12 protein-coding genes and 4 pseudogenes are annotated in these 17,845 nt (G+C 47.6%); 10 read left to right on the top strand and 6 right to left on the bottom strand.

The genetic code is table 11. The features are described 5' to 3' along the window. Window positions 1–102: 102 nt before the first annotated feature. A complete protein-coding gene (locus EPH95_RS09935; RefSeq protein WP_142089580.1) occupies window positions 103–1,047 on the top strand; it encodes a manganese-dependent inorganic pyrophosphatase in 945 nt (314 codons plus the stop codon). Window positions 1,048–1,103: 56 nt separating this feature from the next. On the opposite strand, the gene EPH95_RS09930 is transcribed toward EPH95_RS09935, so the two are convergent. Then, entirely contained in the window at window positions 1,104–2,006 is a 903-nt protein-coding gene (locus EPH95_RS09930) for a DNA-3-methyladenine glycosylase family protein (RefSeq protein WP_142089578.1), read from the bottom strand. Between the two features lie 52 nt (window positions 2,007–2,058). Here EPH95_RS09930 and EPH95_RS09925 point away from each other — a divergent pair. The 9 genes and pseudogenes from EPH95_RS09925 to EPH95_RS09885 all read left to right on the top strand — a co-directional run. Further along, window positions 2,059–2,268, top strand: a pseudogene (locus EPH95_RS09925) (Ada metal-binding domain-containing protein); the annotation flags it as partial. Between the two features lie 95 nt (window positions 2,269–2,363). Next, window positions 2,364–2,573 carry a hypothetical protein gene (locus EPH95_RS09920; protein ID WP_142089573.1) on the top strand — a complete coding sequence of 70 codons (210 nt, stop codon included), beginning with the start codon at window positions 2,364–2,366 and terminating at the stop codon, window positions 2,571–2,573. A gap of 39 nt (window positions 2,574–2,612) precedes the next feature. Then, window positions 2,613–3,434 carry an SPL family radical SAM protein gene (locus EPH95_RS09915; RefSeq protein ID WP_142091576.1) on the top strand — a complete coding sequence of 274 codons (822 nt, stop codon included), beginning with the start codon at window positions 2,613–2,615 and terminating at the stop codon, window positions 3,432–3,434. 465 nt (window positions 3,435–3,899) lie between these two features. Next, the gene (locus EPH95_RS09910) at window positions 3,900–4,655 is read left to right on the top strand and encodes a DeoR/GlpR family DNA-binding transcription regulator (protein ID WP_142089571.1); all 756 of its coding nucleotides are present in this window, start codon (window positions 3,900–3,902) and stop codon (window positions 4,653–4,655) included. Next, window positions 4,652–5,572: a 1-phosphofructokinase gene (pfkB, locus tag EPH95_RS09905; protein ID WP_142089569.1), complete on the top strand. Its 921-nt coding sequence runs from the start codon at window positions 4,652–4,654 to the stop codon at window positions 5,570–5,572. Before EPH95_RS09910 ends, pfkB begins: the two co-directional genes overlap by 4 nt. A gap of 11 nt (window positions 5,573–5,583) precedes the next feature. Next, window positions 5,584–7,457 (top strand): annotated as a pseudogene (locus tag EPH95_RS09900) (PTS fructose transporter subunit IIABC). 83 nt (window positions 7,458–7,540) lie between these two features. Then, window positions 7,541–8,575 (top strand): annotated as a pseudogene (locus EPH95_RS09895) (NADH:flavin oxidoreductase/NADH oxidase); the annotation flags it as partial. A gap of 197 nt (window positions 8,576–8,772) precedes the next feature. Then, entirely contained in the window at window positions 8,773–10,437 is a 1,665-nt protein-coding gene (locus EPH95_RS09890; RefSeq protein ID WP_142087022.1) for an IS1634 family transposase, read from the top strand. Window positions 10,438–10,529: 92 nt separating this feature from the next. Continuing rightward, a complete protein-coding gene (locus EPH95_RS09885; protein WP_142089565.1) occupies window positions 10,530–11,531 on the top strand; it encodes a nuclease-related domain-containing protein in 1,002 nt (333 codons plus the stop codon). A 500-nt stretch (window positions 11,532–12,031) separates the two neighbouring features. On the opposite strand, the pseudogene EPH95_RS09880 reads toward EPH95_RS09885, so the two are convergent. From EPH95_RS09880 to kynU, 5 genes and pseudogenes are all read right to left on the bottom strand, one after another. Continuing rightward, window positions 12,032–13,203 (bottom strand): annotated as a pseudogene (locus EPH95_RS09880) (IS3 family transposase). A gap of 216 nt (window positions 13,204–13,419) precedes the next feature. Then, complete coding sequence (locus tag EPH95_RS09870; RefSeq protein ID WP_142089563.1) at window positions 13,420–14,868, bottom strand: MDR family MFS transporter; 1,449 nt, start codon at window positions 14,866–14,868, stop codon at window positions 13,420–13,422. Window positions 14,869–15,005: 137 nt separating this feature from the next. Continuing rightward, complete coding sequence (kynA, locus tag EPH95_RS09865) at window positions 15,006–15,845, bottom strand: tryptophan 2,3-dioxygenase (protein ID WP_142089561.1); 840 nt, start codon at window positions 15,843–15,845, stop codon at window positions 15,006–15,008. Beyond that, on the bottom strand, window positions 15,820–16,509 hold the full coding sequence (kynB, locus tag EPH95_RS09860; RefSeq protein WP_405127382.1) for an arylformamidase: 690 nt from the start codon (window positions 16,507–16,509) through the stop codon (window positions 15,820–15,822). Before kynB ends, kynA begins: the two co-directional genes overlap by 26 nt. Then, a complete protein-coding gene (gene kynU, locus EPH95_RS09855) occupies window positions 16,499–17,773 on the bottom strand; it encodes a kynureninase (RefSeq protein WP_405127381.1) in 1,275 nt (424 codons plus the stop codon). Before kynU ends, kynB begins: the two co-directional genes overlap by 11 nt. Window positions 17,774–17,845 lie beyond the last annotated feature (72 nt).

Below are 17,845 nucleotides of genomic sequence, written 5' to 3'. Positions count from 1 at the left end.
CGCGGGATATTGTACATCAAGGGGATAGATGTTATTCTTTTTTTGGAAGGATCACTCGCAAACCGTCGAAACGAGACAAGGGAACAGCAGGAGGTTATTGAATTGTCCAAAGTACTTGTTACTGGTCATAAAAATCCGGATACAGACTCGATTTCTTCAGCCATTGTTTATGCCTATTTGAAAAATCAATTAGGTGTTGATGCCCAACCGGTTCGCCTCGGTGAAGTAAATAAAGAAACGGCTTATGCGCTTGATTATTTTCAAGTTGAGTCGCCGGTTTTTGCTGATGAGAATGTTCAACAGAGTGTCGAAGAAATTATTCTCGTTGACCACAACGAAGAACAACAAAGCATAGACGACAGGGAAAATTTTAAAGTCATTGAGGTGATTGACCATCACCGCATTGCCAACTTCGAAACAATGGACCCACTCTACTATCGCGCGGAACCTGTAGGGTGTACGGCAACGATTTTGCTGAAGTTGTTTAAGGAGAAAAATGTTGACATCCCGAAAGATTTGGCGGGCCTCATGATGTCGGCAATCATTTCCGATTCATTGTTGTTCAAATCACCAACGTGCACGGATGAAGATATTCAAGCAGCCCGTGAATTGGCAAGCATCGCAGATGTGGATGTGGAAAGCTATGGGTTGGAAATGCTCAAAGCCGGGGCTGATATGAGTGGGAAAACGCCGGATGATCTATTAACCATGGATGCAAAACTGTTTGAAGTTGAAAATTACCAATTGGAAATCGCGCAAGTGAACACCGTCGATGTGGCGGATGTGCTTGAAAATAAAGATGATATTACCAAGAAAATGGATGAAATCATCCAAGAAAAACAATTATCGGTATCTCTATTTGTCATTACCGACATTCTCAATAATGATTCCACTGTCGTCGCCAGAGGTGAAGATAGCGGCAAAGTTGAGTGCGCCTTTGATGTAGATCTTGATGATGACACCGCGGTGTTAAAAGGGGTCGTTTCCCGTAAAAAACAAATCGCTCCGGTATTGATGAAGGAATTCTCTACAAAGACAAAAGTTTAATCCTGCGTGATCGACCGCTCTGCCTGGCATGTGCAGAGCGGTTTGCTTTTAGGGCTTCAGTAAAGCATTCGCCATAAGTAAAAGGTTGCGTAAGTTTCCCAGCCCTTCCAATTTTCAGCGTATTGCCGGATTTCTTCCTTGGTTGGTTTCTCGTCGTATCCGAGCATAAGTTTGAATGCATTTTGCAAACCGACATCATCAATGGGAAAGGCGGAAGGATAACGTAAACACCGCATTAACACGTAATTGGCAGTCCACGGACCGATGCCGCGGATGCCGGTGAGCATGCTTTCCGCATCTTTAAAGCTCTCGGCCGCGAGCAGCTGTTCTTTGGACAACTTGCCTTTGGAGATGCGATTCGCAACATCAATGAGGTATTCGGCTTTTTTCTGTGTCATTTTTAAAGCAGCCAATTCTTCGACTTGAAGGCTCGCAACTTTCTCCGGTTTCGGGAAAAGCCAATAGCTGCCTTTTTTCTCTCCAAATGTTTCCACGAACCTTCGCTTCAATGTATAGGCATAGGTAAGGTTGATTTGCTGCCCCAATATGCCCCACGCCAAGGCTTCAAACAGATCGGGGAGTCCGACATTTCGCAATCCATAAAATTTAGCCGCGGGTTCGCGGAGTAATGGGTCTTTTTCTGCTAATGCATAGAAAGGCTGTAGGTCGGTCTCCAGGTCAAACCAATCCCAGATGTAACGGGCAACTTCGGCTCGGTCTTCTTTATGTTGTGGCTCTGTTCCCTCAAGGAAGCGGGCAACTAGGGTTTGATCTTGCTCTGCGCTGATCTCAATGAGGACGTTTGTATGATTTAACGGGAGTGCGCGATATATTTTATCATCTGTGATTTCAAACATACATTCATCTGCCGATCTTGCCAAGTAGGCCACATTCTCTTTGAAGCTGAACGGTTTTGGTGTAAAGATCCGCAGAAGCGCGTGGTGATCTTCCCATTGCATAACCTTCTCCCGCCTTTCAAGATCTTGTTATAATAAACATAGAGGTGATGAGATGAGCGTTCCGTCTGCGTATTGGACAGCGATTGTTGATAATGATTCCGCTTACGACGATAAGTTTTTCTACGGGGTCCGCACGACCGGTGTTTTTTGCCGGCCATCCTGCAAATCGAGAGTGCCAAAAAAGGAAAATATCCGTATTTTCAAGGATGGGCGATTGGCGCAAGCTGCGAAATACCGCCCATGCAAACGCTGTAATCCCGATCGTCAATGACGGAGTGATCGGTGTCAAAGAACATCACTCCTTCTATTTTATCACATGGGGCTCAGAAACGATCGAAAGCAAGGGAGGGGATGGAAGTGAACCATCGTATCTGTTGGAGCAGCCTTGAATATGGAACCTGGAGTTTCTACCTCGCCGCTACGGAACATGGGCTATGCTATATGGGGTCGCCAAATCTTTCTTTTGAAGAATTGAAGTCATGGGCGGATCGGGCAGTGGCAAACGTTCAGCTTGTTCGGGATGATCGAGGGATGCACCCTTACCTCAAAGAGGAGGGATTGAAATGAAGCGGCATTTATTGGAACTTGAGGAAACCGGTGCTATCTATGCAAAGTGAATTGCTATATAAATACCCGAAAACGATTCTGAACAAAGGGACGGGCTTTTTATCCGGATACAGCCATTCCTTGAACCCTTATACAGGATGTGCGTACGGCTGTTCTTTTTGCTATGTTCGCCAAATGCCTGTGTCTACGTTCCGCGATGGGGAGTGGGGTTCGTGGGTTGATGTGAAAAAAGGCGCGGCGGAACTTTTGCAGAAAGAACTGACACGAGCGAAGAAAAAAGGGGACCCGGTCACGATCTTTATGTCGTCAAGCACCGATCCTTATCAACCGGCCGAGCATAAAGAGCGTATCACACGCTCGCTCCTCGAAGTTATGATCGATAATCCCCCGGATTTCTTTTTCGTGCAGACGCGAAGCCCGATGGCTCATAGAGATATTGATTTATTTTTACGCTTGGAAGATCGCATTCGCGTGAGTATGACGATCGAGACCGACCGCGAAGACATCCGCAAACACTTCACACCGGATGCCCCGGCCATTCGCGGGCGTTTAAAGACATTGCAAATGCTAAAAGAGGCAGGTGTGCCCACCCAGGCGACCATCGCGCCACTTTTGCCGAGCAGCCGGGAATTCCCGGATATCGTAAAGACTCATACCGACCGTGTGTGCATCGATGATTATTTTATGGGCGATGGAAGCGGGGGACGGCGCACCGCGAACTTGGGGATTCGATCAAAATATGAAGAACTGGGCTTGGAAAAATGGTATGAACCGGTAACTTATGAAAAGCTACTAAACCTGTTTCGGCGTGTCTTTTCCGATGATCAAATTTTTGTGAGCCGGGAAGGGTTTATGCCGTAGCGTGAGATTTAGTATTGAACGCGATAAAGAAAATGGGTCCATAAAGAATTAAATTAGAATTCTTTAAGGAAGCCTTCCTCCTGAGTCATTGCGATAGTTTTCTCTTGTTCAACTCAACCGCCGTAGTGGCGGTTACATAATCAACAAAAATAACAATGGGATTGTTCCGCATCTCAACGAATACCCGCCCGGCTTCTCCTCCATAAACATCCGTCTTTTCCTCTCCCTCTCAGCCGTGCTCACCTCATAATCCTGCACAGGCCTCAACGTCTTCATGGCTTTTCACACTCCTTCCTTTTTAAAATCATTCACTTTTACGTAGGATTTGCTGAAGCTATGGAAGCGATCTCCCGCCCTTGCTGATATGTACTATTATGAATGAAAATGATTTATTTTGAATATATATGATTGACAATGAATGAAAATGGAGTGTAATATAAAAGAAAACGTTTACAGAGGTGCGCCATGTTACATGTAGAACGGCAAGAAGCGATTCTTCAGCTTCTGCAAAAGAAAGAAAACGTCTCGATTCAGCAATTAATCGATGAGACAAGTGCATCGGAATCTACCATTCGCAGAGATTTAATTGAATTGGAAAAGGAGCAACAGCTCAAAAGAGTGCACGGTGGCGCCTCGCTAGCGAAAAGGAGAAAAGAAGAGCCCACGATCGCGGAGAAAACGTCCAAAAATCGGAAAGAGAAGGTAGCTGTTGCCAGATACGCCGCCGGTCTCGTTCAAGATAAAGATTGTATTTTTCTCGATGCTGGCACGACCACGATTGAGATGATCCCTGTTCTTGCCGATAAAGGTGTTATCGTTGTAACGAACGGGACCCAGCATGTCCAGCGGCTCATTGATTATGACATTGAAACGTATATCACTGGCGGCAGGGTAAAAAAAGAAACCGCCGCACTCATCGGCCCGAAAGTAGTGAGAGCACTGTCAGAATATCGTTTTGACAAATGTTTTCTCGGGATGAACGGTATTCATGAACAACATGGGTACACGACCCCGGACCCCGAGGAAGCCATGATAAAAGAAACCGCCTTGCAGCTTGGGAGTCAATCGTATGTGCTTGTCGATCACTCGAAGCTGGGAGAAGTATCATTCGCCAGGGTTGCCGGCCTGGGTGAAGCAGGGTTGATTGCCTCTGCTGATGGAGAAGAAGCAGGTTTTGAACGTTTCCGGGAATTTACAGAAGTAAGGACTGTGAAGTTGTGATCTATACATTAACGCTCAATCCGGCCGTGGATTATATCGCGCGAGTCCCTGATTTCGAAATGGGCAAGATTAATCGGTCAGAAGAGGATAGGAAGTATCCGGGGGGCAAGGGAATTAACGTTTCCAGGGTTCTGCACCGACTCGGTTATGATAATACGGCACTTGGCTTTGTCGGCGGTTTTACCGGCCGTTTTCTCAAAGAAACCCTCGAGGAGGAAAATATTAAGACGGATTTCGTCTCCATTCAGGATGACACGCGCCTGAATATTAAATTGAAAACGTTGGAGGAAACTGAAATAAACGGGAAGTCTCCCCGAATTACTGAGGGTAATATGTCCGAGTTAAAACAAAAGTTCGAATTGCTGGAGGAGGGGGATACGCTCGTATTGGCAGGTAGCTTGCCCAAAACAGTTTCATCCGACACGTACCATGACATTGTCCGTTCATTGATGCCCAAAGGCATCCGTTGTTACGTGGATACAAACGGCGGGGCGCTTCATCATACGTTACGGGCACGGCCATTTTTTACGAAACCGAACCACCATGAGCTAGCGGAACTCTATGGCGTTTCGATTGATTCATTGTCTGAAGCAGCCACTTATGGAAGACAATTACAAAAGGACTATCGGGTACCGCATATACTTGTCTCCATGGCAAGCCGTGGAGCGCTTTATATCGGAGAGGAGAAGATGATACACATAAAGTCTCCTAAGGGAACGCTTGTCAATTCTGTTGGTGCCGGTGATTCAACCGTCGCGGGCTTTCTCGCGAAGTACGAAGAAACGAATGATTTACGTGAAGCGGCAGTGTACGCTGTTGCCGCGGGGAGCGCGAGTGCATTTTCCGAAGGTTTCTGCACGAAAGCGGAAGTGGATCGATTCAGCAGTACCATGCGCGGCGAGTATTTAAATATTTAGGGGGAAGCATTGTGAAAATTACCGACTTATTACGTTCGGAGACGATGATTTTAAATCTGGCATCGGAAAAAAAGGACGATGTGATTGCTGAACTAACTTCGGTTCTCGATGAGAATGGTTATTTGTCGGATCGTGATACGTTTAAATCCGAGATCGAAAAACGCGAGTCAGAGAGCAGCACGGGGATCGGTGAAGGGGTAGCGATCCCGCATGCGAAAACGGATGCTGTAAAAACACCTGCCATCGTTTTCGGGCGCTCGACATCAGGCATTGATTATAATTCGTTGGACGGCCAACCAGCGCATCTCTTTTTCATGATCGCCGCCAGCGAGGGCGCTCACCAAGATCACTTGCAAACGCTTTCGAGGTTGTCGACACTGCTCATGGATGAATCATTTCGTGAACAATTACTGGACGCAGGGTCGAAAGAAGCCATTTTGACAGCCATTAATAAAACGGAAGAAGAAAAGCTAGGAAGCGAAGAAGACAGCGTAGAAGAAAACGAACCTCCCCGCCTATTAGGTGTCACCGGCTGTCCAACCGGTATCGCCCATACCTATATGGCCGCTGACGGGTTAAAAGACGAGGCTAAAAACCGAAATATCAGCATCAAAGTGGAAACTAACGGATCCGATGGTGTGAAAAACCGATTGACGGCTGATGAAATTGAAGCAGCGGATGCCATTATTATTGCTTCCGACACAAAAGTAGAAACGGATCGTTTTCATGGAAAGCCACTTGTACATGCCAGTGTCGGAGACGGCATTCGCCATGCGGCGTCGCTGTTTGACCGGGCAACAAGTACAGACGCACCGATCCATCAAGCTTCAGGTGAAGCCGGCGGCGAATCTTCCGAAGGCTCCCGTGGTGGAGGCGGTTTTGGTTTCTATAAGCATTTAATGAATGGCGTATCCCACATGCTGCCGTTTGTAGTGGGCGGCGGGATATTAATCGCCTTCTCATTTTTTTTCGGCATCGATGCAGCCGATCCCGATTCCCCCAATATAATGAATTTGCGGCCGCCCTTGATTCCATTGGTGGTGAACATGCCTTCGGACTTATGGTCGCCGTTCTTGCCGGTTTCATCGCGATGAGCATCGCGGATCGCCCCGGATTGGCACCCGGCATGGTCGGCGGCTTTATGGCAACCACCGGTGATGCTGGGTTTATCGGAGGGATTATTGCCGGGTTTCTCGCTGGTTATTTGATTTTAGGATTGAAAAAATTATTTTCTGGACTGCCGGCTACATTTGACGGCATTAAAACGATTCTTTTTTATCCCTTAATCAGTATTTTTATCATCGGTATCGTCATGCACTTTGTTCTTATTGAACCATTGGCGGCTTTTACGTTATTTCTTGAAAATTGGTTGGAAGGCATGCAAACGGGCAACATTGTCATTCTTGGGATTATACTCGGCGGGATGATGGCCGTTGACTTGGGCGGCCCTGTGAACAAAGCCGCGTTCACATTTGGCCTTGCCATGATCGATGCCGGTCAGTTCGGGCCGCATGCAGCGATTATGGCCGGCGGGATGGTGCCGCCGCTTGGAATTGCCCTTGCCACCACATTCTTTAAAGATAAGTTTACCCTTGAACAACGGGATTCCGGCCGTACCAACTACGTTTTAGGCGGATTTTTTGTAACGGAAGGGGCGATCCCTTTTGCCGCGGCTGACCCAGGCCGGGTCCTTCCATCAGTGATTGTAGGATCGTCCGTTGCAGGAGGGCTTGCCATGCTATTTGGCGTTACTCTGCAAGCCGGACACGGAGGTGTGCTCACTATGTTGACGCCAGCGGTTACCAACACCATCGGCTATGCAATCGCGATTATTGTCGGGGCGGTTGTCACCGGGTTGATGATAGGATTTTGGAAAAATCATTGAAAAATGATGGAGGGTCGATGTGAAAGTAGCTGTTGCCAGCTAGGATTATAGTTTTTCCGACCATTAAAAGAAAGGAGCACTTTATGCCGCATCTTTTTTCTCCGTTAACGATAAAAAATATAACGTTGCGAAACAGAATCGGTGTTTCACCGATGTGCCAATATAGTTCCGACGATGGGTTTCCCAACGATTGGCATCTCGTTCATCTCGGTTCCCGAGCGGTTGGCGGGGCAGGACTTGTGATCGCCGAGGCTTCGGCTGTAGAGGCTCGAGGCCGAATATCCGCCGAAGATCTTGGGATTTTTTCAGATCAACATATTGAAGCTTTTCAGAGAGTGACCGATTTTATTAAAGCACAAGGAGCGGTTCCAGGCATCCAGTTGGCGCATGCAGGCAGAAAAGCATCGACGTATGCACCGTGGAAGCGAGAAGACTACGGCGTGAACCTCCCCGACGATGACGGCGGATGGGAAGTTGTAGGGCCAAGCGCGATTCCGTTTTCCGAAAAGTATCGGACACCGCAAGAGCTAACTGTCGAGGGTATCCAAGAGATTCAGGAGGCGTTTCGCCAAGCGACGATTAGATCCAGAGAAGCGGGTTTTCAATGGGTAGAGTTCCACGCTGCTCATGGTTATTTGGCTCATAGTTTTTATTCGCCGCTCGCGAATGAACGCAACGATCAATACGGGGGGAGTTTTGAGAACCGCCTCCGTTTTACGATAGAAACAGTGCGTGTGATACGCTCGGAATGGCCGGAGGATTTGCCTTTCACGGTCAGGATTTCCAGTTCCGATTGGGCGGATGGCGGTTGGACGCTCGACGATTCCGTCGAATTGTCGAAAAGATTAAAGGCAGAAGGCGTAGACCTTATCGACTGTAGTTCCGGTGGAAATACTCCCAATCCCAATATTGATGTTGGTTCGGGGTATCAAGTTGCTTTTGCGGAAAAAATTCGGCAGGGCGCAGATATCCGGACAGCTGCAGTCGGCCTGATTAATGAAGGGATGCAAGCGGATGACCATATCCGTAATGGCCGTGCCGACCTTGTTTTGATGGCACGCGAAATGTTGCGGGATCCATATTTTCCGTACAGGGCATCGCGAGATGTTCATCAAACCGAGAAGTTGGATATCCCACCGCAATATGACTCGGCTTCGACAGTCATGGGCACACTATGTGCTCTTTTTTTATGCATAACCCCTGATGTATCAAACATTTATCCACAGTGGACAGAGTGAAAAGGCAATTATTCATAGGCACACATTTGTGGATAAATGTCCTTTACATACAGGGTTTTTATTGCTATTATATGGGCATGTACTTACGAAAAGTGAAACGCAAAAACAAAGATGGTAGCCAAGTTACGTACCTCCAACTGGCGCAGAATGAATGGGATCCGAAGGCCAAATATGCGAAAGCAAGGGTGATTTACTCGTTGGGGCGGACCGATCAAGTGGACGCCGCCTCCCTGGAACGTCTGGCCAAAAGCATCACCCGATTCCTTTCGCCGGAAGAAGCGTTAAAAGCCCAGGAAAATATCGGTGATGCCATCGATTTTCGGTTTGAATCCAGCAAACGCCTGGGAGGGGCCTGGCTACTGCACCAGTTATGGCGGAAGCTGGAACTGGATGACATTTTCAAAGATCTCCTTCGTCATCGGCATCATGATACGGATATCGAACGCCTCCTTTTTGCCATGGTAGCGAATCGAGCCTTGTCTCCTTCCAGCAAGTTGGCCATGGAAGATTGGGTGCGCCATGACGTTGCGATTCCGGCTCTTGAGGAGGTTTCCTCCCAGCAGCTTTATCGAACGATGGATGTGTTGCTAGAGGTCAGAGATGCCTTGGAAAAACAGGTGTATTTTTCGGTGGCCAACCTCTTAAACCTAGAAGTCGACCTGATTTATTTTGACACCACTTCCTCGTACTTCGAGGTAGAGCCCCATGAAGCCCCGGAAGGGGAAAACTTCCGTCAGCTCGGATATTCCAAAGATCATCGGCCAGATTTGCTTCAAACCGTGATTGGTTTGGCAGTTACCCGTGAAGGCATCCCCATCCGTTGCTGGGCCTGGCCGGGCAACACCTCGGACATGAGTGTCGTCGAGGAAGTCAAGAATGATCTTGTTGGCTGGAAATTAGGTCGTGTGATCAGTGTTGTCGACCGAGGCTTCTCATCCGAAGATAACCTCCGTTATCTGCAACGTGCCGGTGGGCATTATATCGCCGGAGAGCGCATGCGCGCCGGTAAACCGGAGACAGAAGAAGCATTGGCTCGCAAAGGACGCTATCACACCATCCGCGATAACCTGAAAGCAAAAGAAATCATTGTCGGCGACGGAGAAGCTCGCAAACGATTCGTGCTCGTGTCTAACCCCAAGGAAGCCGACAAAGCGCGCAAACAGCGAGCGTCGATCGTGGAGACACTTACCAAAAAGCTCGAGGAGTTGGGCGATCTCTCGGGTAAGCAACACACGAAAGCTGTCTGTGATCTACGCAGCCATAAGGTCTATGGCCGTTACCTGCGACAGCTGAAAAATGGTCAACTAAAACGAAACAAGCAAGCCATTCGTGACGCCGCGCGTTATGACGGCAAATACCTTATTCGGACATCGGACGATACGTTGTCGGTTGAAGATGTGGCCTTGGGATATAAGCAGTTGATTGAAGTCGAAACTTCCTTTCGTGACCTGAAATCCAGCCTAAACCTGCGTCCCATGCACCATCGGTTAGAGGAACGGATTCAGTCTCATATCCTGGTCAACTGGCTAGCGTTATTATTGATTCGAGTCGCAGAAGTCCAAACGAAACAAACGTGGCGAACGATCAGAAAGACGATGAATCAGATGCATCTTGGCCATTATTCTTCCGAAAAAGGAGACTTTCAGCAGCGCACAGAAATCACCCATGAACAGCGCCAAATCCTTAGCACATTGGGCCTTGAAGCACCTCCCAAGGTCTTCGATATACAGGCTAAAACCTAGTTACACGCCACGTATGTCCAAAAATCCTGCAAACCGGCATTCCTGTGCCCATTTGCGGGATTTTGTTTGCCTAGCGACTGTCGAATCCGAGTATGAGAGGGGATGGAAATAAGGCCGAAGCCCGCGCCGGAAGTGCGCGGGTTCTTTCATTCTGGTATACTTATAATGAAAGGATGTGGGCTATGATAATAAAAGAACGTGAAGAACCTTTTGAATTAAAAATATTACGATTATTAAATCCTAGAATGACGCTACCGGATAAACAGCATTTTTCAAATCTCGAGAAAGGATATGAAGGCGAACTCCAGCTGGATGTGTGGCTGGAAGATCTAAAAAATGAAAGTCTCATCGTCAATGACTTGCTGCTCAAACATAAACAACAACTTTTTCAAATCGATACACTGCTTATTTTTTCTAACAAAATCTATCTTTTTAATGTGAAATATTATGAAGGTGACTATTATACTGAGCATGACAAGTGGTATGTGATGTCCGGCAAGGAAATCAACGATCCATTGCTGCAATTAAAACGAAGCGATTACCTCCTGCGCCAATTATTTCAAAGCCTCAAGATGAACTTTCTTCCGGTTGAGCCCCTCCTTATTTTCATCCACCCTGCATTTATGCTGTATAATGCTTCCCACCATCTTCCGGCTGTTTTTCCATCCCAACTTCAACGCTATATGAACAAATTGAACCGCGAACCCTCTAAGATCAATCGCAAACATGAGCATCTCGCTGAACGCTTAGCTACCTTACATGAAGAGAAGCCCCCGCATACCGATCTTCCGGATTATGACTTTGATCAACTGGAGAAAGGGGTGGTTTGTGCCAAGTGCTCCAAGATTGTGTTTTTTACAGCTGAAACATTCGGCTTTAGATGTGGTAGCTGTGGCCATGAAGAAACATTCAAAACTGGATTGCTTCGAAGTATTGAAGAATTTAAAATGCTTTTTCCGGAAAAGAAAATAACCACTCCTGCCATTATTGAATGGTGTGCGCTGAAAGGCGATAAGAAAAAAGTATCGAGAATTCTTGGTACGCATTATAAACGCGTTGGAAGTGGCCGATACACACATTTTATTGATGGTTGATTGGCCGGCATCATCGACCATTGATCCTATGGGTGCAACTGCTAAAATGCTGATCGGGGGATGAAGAAAGATGAAGGCACCAACGCACCCCGAAACGGCAAAAAATCGCTGATCCGGGGTGCGAAGGAGGATCCAACGCACCCCGAAACGGCAAAAATCACTGAACCGGGGTGCGAAGAAGGTTCCAACTGGAGTTATGTCAATAATACGAGCACAGAAAATTGGTGCCTTTTTAGTCCTCAAGTTTCAAGTTGCTATTTCTGAATCCGCCGCCTTTGACAGCTGCTTCGGTTCGTGGTGTGCATCTGATGGCGGCTGGGAGAAAAAAGCTCATGGGCGCATCAGCCGCATCCGTCAGTGTACCACGAACCGATCGATGCTCCCGATTCGGCGGAGGGGCCCCATCCCCAACCGATGAATCGGGGCATCGGGCACAGCTGTCAAAGGTAAACTTCACGGCTCCCAGCATAACGATCATATTTGCTATCAGCGTTTTTTCGTTACACCGTCATGTCGCCTCTTTGAGCTTGTCTATACTGCCGGTCGAATTGGTTAGGCGACATATAGCCAATGGTGGAATGGGTACGTTCTTCGTTGTAAAAGCAGGCAATGTACTCCCAAACGCTCATCTTAGCCTCCTCCCGTGTATCGTAGGTTTCATGGGCCAGCAGATCTTTTTCAATGGTAGCGTGAAAAGACTCGATGCACGCATTGTCATAACAATCGCCTTTCCGGCTCATACTTGTGAGCATGCCGTGTTCCTGGAGAATAGCCTGATAGGCATGGGAGGCATATTGGCTCCCCCGGTCTGAGTGGTGGATGAGTCCCTCTTGCGGAGGTTGAAGGCGCATCGCCCGATGTAAGGCAGTTATGGCCAGTTCTTTCGTGAGACGGTGACTGATATTCCAGCCAATGATCTTACGAGAAAATAAGTCCATCACCGATGCCAGGTAAAGCCAGCCTTCCCGGGTCCAGATATAGGTGATATCCGCCACCCAAGCCTCGTTGGGATGATCTGTATGAAAATCCCGTTGAAGCAGGTTGGGATACACCGGGTGATCATGATTGGAATCGGTTGTCTTTTTCCCTTTCTTCATGGCGGTCTTTGGGCGAAGATCATATTCTCGCATATAATTCGACACCGTTTTCTGAGTGACTGTAAAGCCGTGTTTATGCAGTTCCCTCGTTATCCGCGGACTCCCAAACGTTTTCCGGAATTGGATAAAGATTTGCTCGATGGCCTCAACGATGGTTTCTTTTCGCTGTTTTTGCGGGCATTGCGGGCGGTTGCGCCATTCGTAATAGCCGCCTCTGGAAACACCTAAAACCTCGCACATCTTCGCCACACGAAACTCTTGTCGGTGTTCCTCGATGAAGTGGTAGATCACTCCTGGTTTTTGGCGAAGAAGGCCGCTGCCTTTTTTAGAATCGCCACTTCTTCTTCCAATTCCTCAATTCTTTTCACGTCCCGTTGATGTTGCTCTTCCGCTGGCGTGAGATAACCGCTTCCGAAAAGGGAGTCCCCCTTATCCTCACGATAATTTCTCACCCAATTTTCCAGCGTGCTAGCGGAGATTCCATGCTCTCTCGCGACATCTGCTCTTTTTTTACCCTCATGAACGATAAGTTTCACCGCATACCGTTTAAATTCTATATCATGATGTTGCAAAATAGGCACACTCCTTTAGATCCATTTTAACAATGCACCAATTTTGTGTGTCCAACTTTTATTCTACTTCCAGTTGGGCTTTCCATCGTACCTCTAATCCATGATTCCTGCCTATCCGGGGTGCGTTGGGCTTTCCATCGTACCTCTAATCCATGATTCCTGCCTTTCCGGGGTGCGTTGCACCTCAAATCCCCGGCTCCACTACCCTCCAACACCGTTTCAAGCCGTCTCCCGCTGCTCAATCTCTCGCTTTAAACCGGCATCCCACTCTTCATCTGTCGGCGGGTACGTTCGCTTCAATTGAAAAGAGAGCAGTAAGGCAATCGCGGTCAAAAGGCCCATCAGGCCAAAGGAAACAATCGCACCGAAAATTTCCGGATGGGCGATATTTGGACTACCGTCAGTCACTTGAGCGGTCGTTGTCATCGTTGTCACCAGCACCGCCGTCCCTATTGACGCGGCCATCTGTCGCATCGTATTGGTAACTGCCGCCCCGTGGGGGATCAGCTTCGGCGGCATCGTGTTCAACCCGGCGGTGTTCACCGGCATCATCACCATGGAAAAACCAAACATTCGAATCGCAAACATTACCGCTATAAACGTGAGCGAGGTGGTTGTATCAACGAAAAGAAAAGCAAACGTCGAGATCGTCATCAATATAAGCCCGGGAAGCGCGAGGGCCTTTGCGCCAATCCGATCGAAGATACGCCCCGTGATCGGTGCCATTAATCCGGAAAGCAAAGCACCGGGCAATAAGACGAGTCCCGCTTCCATAGCCGTAAACCCGCGCATGTTTTGCAAATACAATGGAATGATGGTCTCCAAGCCGATCAGCCCTAAAAAGCCAATCGCGCAAATGATCGTCGAAAGGGTAAACATGCGCTGTTTAAAGACCCGCATTTCCAGCATCGGATGCGCCATGCGAAGCTGTCGCAAAATAAAAATCACAATGGTCACTGTACCGACAGCCAAAACAGCAAGGGTGATCGGGCTGCCCCATCCGTAGTTGCCGGCACTCGTAAACCCGTAAAGCAGTCCGCCAAAACCAAGGGTTGATAAAATGATAGATATTGGGTCAACGCTCGGATTCTTACGGTCTGTCACATTCCTCATGATAAAATAAGCCACAACCATCATTATTATAGCCAACGGAAAGATTCCCCAAAATAAAAAACGCCATTCAAAATTGGAGGTCACCCAACCGGAGATCGTCGGTCCAATCGCCGGCGCAAACGAAATAACCAGCCCGATATAGCCCATCGCTGTCCCCCGGCGTTCCACCGGAAATATAAGCAGAAAAATCGTCTGCATGAGCGGCAACATAACCCCGGCACCTGCAGATTGAATAATCCGGGCCGTCAGTAACGAAGGAAAATTGGTCGCCAATCCGCCGAGCAATGTGCCGAGGGTAAAAATACCCATTGCCGTCAAAAAAAGTTGCCGTGTTGTAAATTTTTCAATCAAAAACGCGGAGACCGGTATCATTATCCCATTGACGAGCATGAAAACAGTCGTTAACCACTGGGCCGTATTAGCGGTAATATTCATTTCTTCCATGATCGGGGGGATAGCCGTAATCATTAACGTCTGGTTCAAGACCGCGATAAAAGAGCCGGCAATTAATAACCCTGCGATCAATACTCTATTGTAATTTTCATTTTGACTCATAAAGGCCACCACAAATTTCAGAGATTGATAGGCAATTATACGCTTTTACCAGGAAATCGGCAATGAAATGCGCTCAAGGGTGCCATGATCCGTTCATGGCACCCAAATGCGTTTAAACGAGCTGCACCACATCAAGCTTAAATTTTTGTCCGTACGTTCCAGAGCTCGGGGAAAAACTGATGGTTGAGTACGTGTTTTAGGTAACCGACCCCGGAAGATCCGCCTGTTCCGGTTTTATTTCCAATAATGCGCTCGACGGTTTTCATATGCCGAAAGCGCCATTGCTGCAGTTGGTCTTCCACATCCACCAACTTTTCTGCCAATTCATACAGACGCCAATGTTTCTCGACATCACGATAGACCTCGAGCCAAGCATTTTCCACGGATGGGTCAGCTTCATACGTTTCAGACACATCCCGGTTTAATACAGCCGGATGGATGGAAAATCCCGCTTTTGCCAATGCTTGAATCGAGACATCATATAATCCCGGTTGGTGCAGCGCTTCACTTAACCGTTTATGTAACGCTGGGTCTTTTTCATAAATCTCCAGAACATGGGGCGTCTTATAACCGAGGGCAAATTCAATCATCCGATACTGATACGACTGGAAACCGGACGCTTTTCCGAGATAATCACGGAATTCCATGTATTCTGAAGGCGTCAATGTGGACAGGACATCCCAAGCCTGGATCATTTGCGATTCAATGGACGACACCCGCGCCAACATTTTAAAACTTGCTGACAATTCTCCTTTTTCAATAGCCTCTACGGCAGCATTGAGTTCGTGCAAGATCAATTTCATCCAAAGTTCCTGCACTTGGTGAATGAGAATAAACAACATCTCATCATGGTGTCCCGACAACCGATGCTGACTGGATAGGAGCCGCTCGAGATCTAAATAGTCGCCGTACGTCATCTGCTCTTGAAAATCGAGATGGATATCTGTTTCCTCATTCCGATTCTTTTCCCGCATCATGCTCTCCCTTTCTATCTAATGGTCTTACTGCCGCCCGCACCGGGCTTCCATCTGCGTCTGATAAAGGCAATGGCATAGCAACGAGTTCATAGTCCCCGGGGGCTAATCCATCGAGCATCACATTTTCCAAAATGTGGATCCCATGCTCAAAAAGCGCGTGATGCGCGGGTAATGCTTTGCTGTCCAATGGATCAACGGAGGGAGTGTCCATGCCGATTAAACGCACCCCTTTTTCTTTTAAAAAAGGGACAATTTTTGCATCTATAAAAGGAACGTTCTCCGGAAACCGTTTGCGGTCATTCGGGAGCGACGTTCGCAATAGCACACGCGGGGGAAGCGTTTCCGTATCTAACGATTCTAAAACTTGTAACCCAATGCTTTCCTGGCAATGTGTGACATCAATGATGCGAGCCCGGCCAATAAAAACAGTGAGATCCAAATCAAGGATGCCGCTTCCTTCATTATCAAAATGAAACGGGGCATCGATATGTGTCCCGGTATGCAAACTCATCGTCAGCTTGCCAATGTTTACCGATCCGCTTATCTTTTTTGTTACAGCCCGTTCATAGGAAAACGGGGTGTCGTCCGGCCAAGTCGCGACGTCTTGATCTAACGGTTGGGAGATATCAATCCACGTGGTTTCTTTCCCCAATTTATGCCACAACTCCTCGCTTATTTTCATACTTTTTGTACGTTTCCTTTTCCATGATCTTTTGTAAGCGATCGATCACGTGCCAAACCTCTGTGAAGGTATTATACAGCGGGACGGGGGCCAATCGGATACCTTTGGGAGCGCGGAAATCCGGAATGACACCTTCCGCCTTTAATGCTTTGCAAATGCGCGCCGCCTCCCGATGTTCCAAGTAAACATGGCCGCCGCGCCGGTCATCTTCGCGAGGGTTGGCAATCGAAAAGCCCATTCCTTTCAGTTTGCTTTCCACCAATTCCATCATGTAGCCAGTGAGTGCCAGAGACTTGTTTCGCAACCGTTCCAATCCTGCTTCCTCAAACAATTCCAATGCGCCGGTTAATGGGGCGGAACTTAATATATGCGGCGTTCCCAATTGGTATGCTCCGGCATCATCCGCCGGTGTCATGGCATGTTCCATATCAAATTGTTTATCTTTGCGTGACCCGAACCAACCGCTCAAACCGGGCTCCCGTTCAAACTGGTTTTCATGGACGTACAATCCTCCTACTGCACCGGGACCGGCGTTTAAATATTTATAATTGCACCAGACAGCAAAATCAACGCCCCAATCATGTAAATGGTGGGGAAAAACGCCGATCGAATGGCACAAGTCAAACCCAATCGCGATGTTTCGCTCATGCGCAGCTTCGGTCAGGCGCTTCATCGGAAGAATCTGCCCACTTCGATATAAAACAGACGGCAAAACAATTAGCGCAATGTTATCGGTCATTTTTTCAATAATGTCATCCTCGTGAAACGTTTTTCCGTCTCGGCTTTTAACGAAGACAAGGTGCTCCTCCGGATCATAGCCTTTAAGCTTTAATTGGCTCTGCAATACATAAATGTCCGTGGGAAACGCTAATGCGTCTGCTAAAATTTTCGTTTTGGATCCTTTCGGTTGGTAAAACGTGGACACGAGTTGATGAAGATTCACCGTCGTGGATCCGGTGACGATCACTTCATTCGGCAAGGCACCAATGAGTGGAGCTGTTTTTACTCCCAGGTTTTCCGAAAAATAAAACCAAGGATTTGCGCCCTCTGTCCAACCGTCAATCCCGTATTGCTTCCAACTTTCCAATGCATCCAGCGTGGTTTTCTCCGCTCGTTTGGATAATATTCCCAGCGAATTTCCATCAAAATAAATTTTTTCATCATTTACGTAAAATTCTTCGCGAAATTCGATCAACGCATCATCCTGATCATGCTCACGCGCTTTTTTATAAGACGTATCTGCCATCGTATCCTCCCTCATACCCGTTTCCGTCAATCATAACATTTTTTCACAATAAAACATCCGAATCGTGGACAT

The organism is Salicibibacter halophilus (assembly GCF_006740705.1).
Taxonomy (GTDB): Bacteria; Bacillota; Bacilli; order Bacillales; family Marinococcaceae; genus Salicibibacter; species Salicibibacter halophilus.
Note: the sequence above shows the minus strand (reverse complement) of the source record. Positions and strands in the feature narration are given on the sequence as shown.

Excerpts from the sequence above, each read along its gene's own strand:
- EPH95_RS09930 (WP_142089578.1), bottom strand. The coding sequence starts at position 2,006 with ATGCAATGGGAAGATCACCACGCGCTTCTGCGGATCTTTACACCAAAA.
- EPH95_RS09915 (WP_142091576.1), top strand. The coding sequence starts at position 2,613 with ATGCAAAGTGAATTGCTATATAAATACCCGAAAACGATTCTGAACAAA.
- EPH95_RS09910 (WP_142089571.1), top strand. The coding sequence starts at position 3,900 with ATGTTACATGTAGAACGGCAAGAAGCGATTCTTCAGCTTCTGCAAAAG.
- EPH95_RS09890 (WP_142087022.1), top strand. The coding sequence starts at position 8,773 with ATGTACTTACGAAAAGTGAAACGCAAAAACAAAGATGGTAGCCAAGTT.
- EPH95_RS09885 (WP_142089565.1), top strand. The coding sequence starts at position 10,530 with ATGAGAGGGGATGGAAATAAGGCCGAAGCCCGCGCCGGAAGTGCGCGG.
- EPH95_RS09870 (WP_142089563.1), bottom strand. The coding sequence starts at position 14,868 with ATGAGTCAAAATGAAAATTACAATAGAGTATTGATCGCAGGGTTATTA.
- kynA (WP_142089561.1), bottom strand. The coding sequence starts at position 15,845 with ATGATGCGGGAAAAGAATCGGAATGAGGAAACAGATATCCATCTCGAT.
- kynU (WP_405127381.1), bottom strand. The coding sequence starts at position 17,773 with ATGGCAGATACGTCTTATAAAAAAGCGCGTGAGCATGATCAGGATGAT.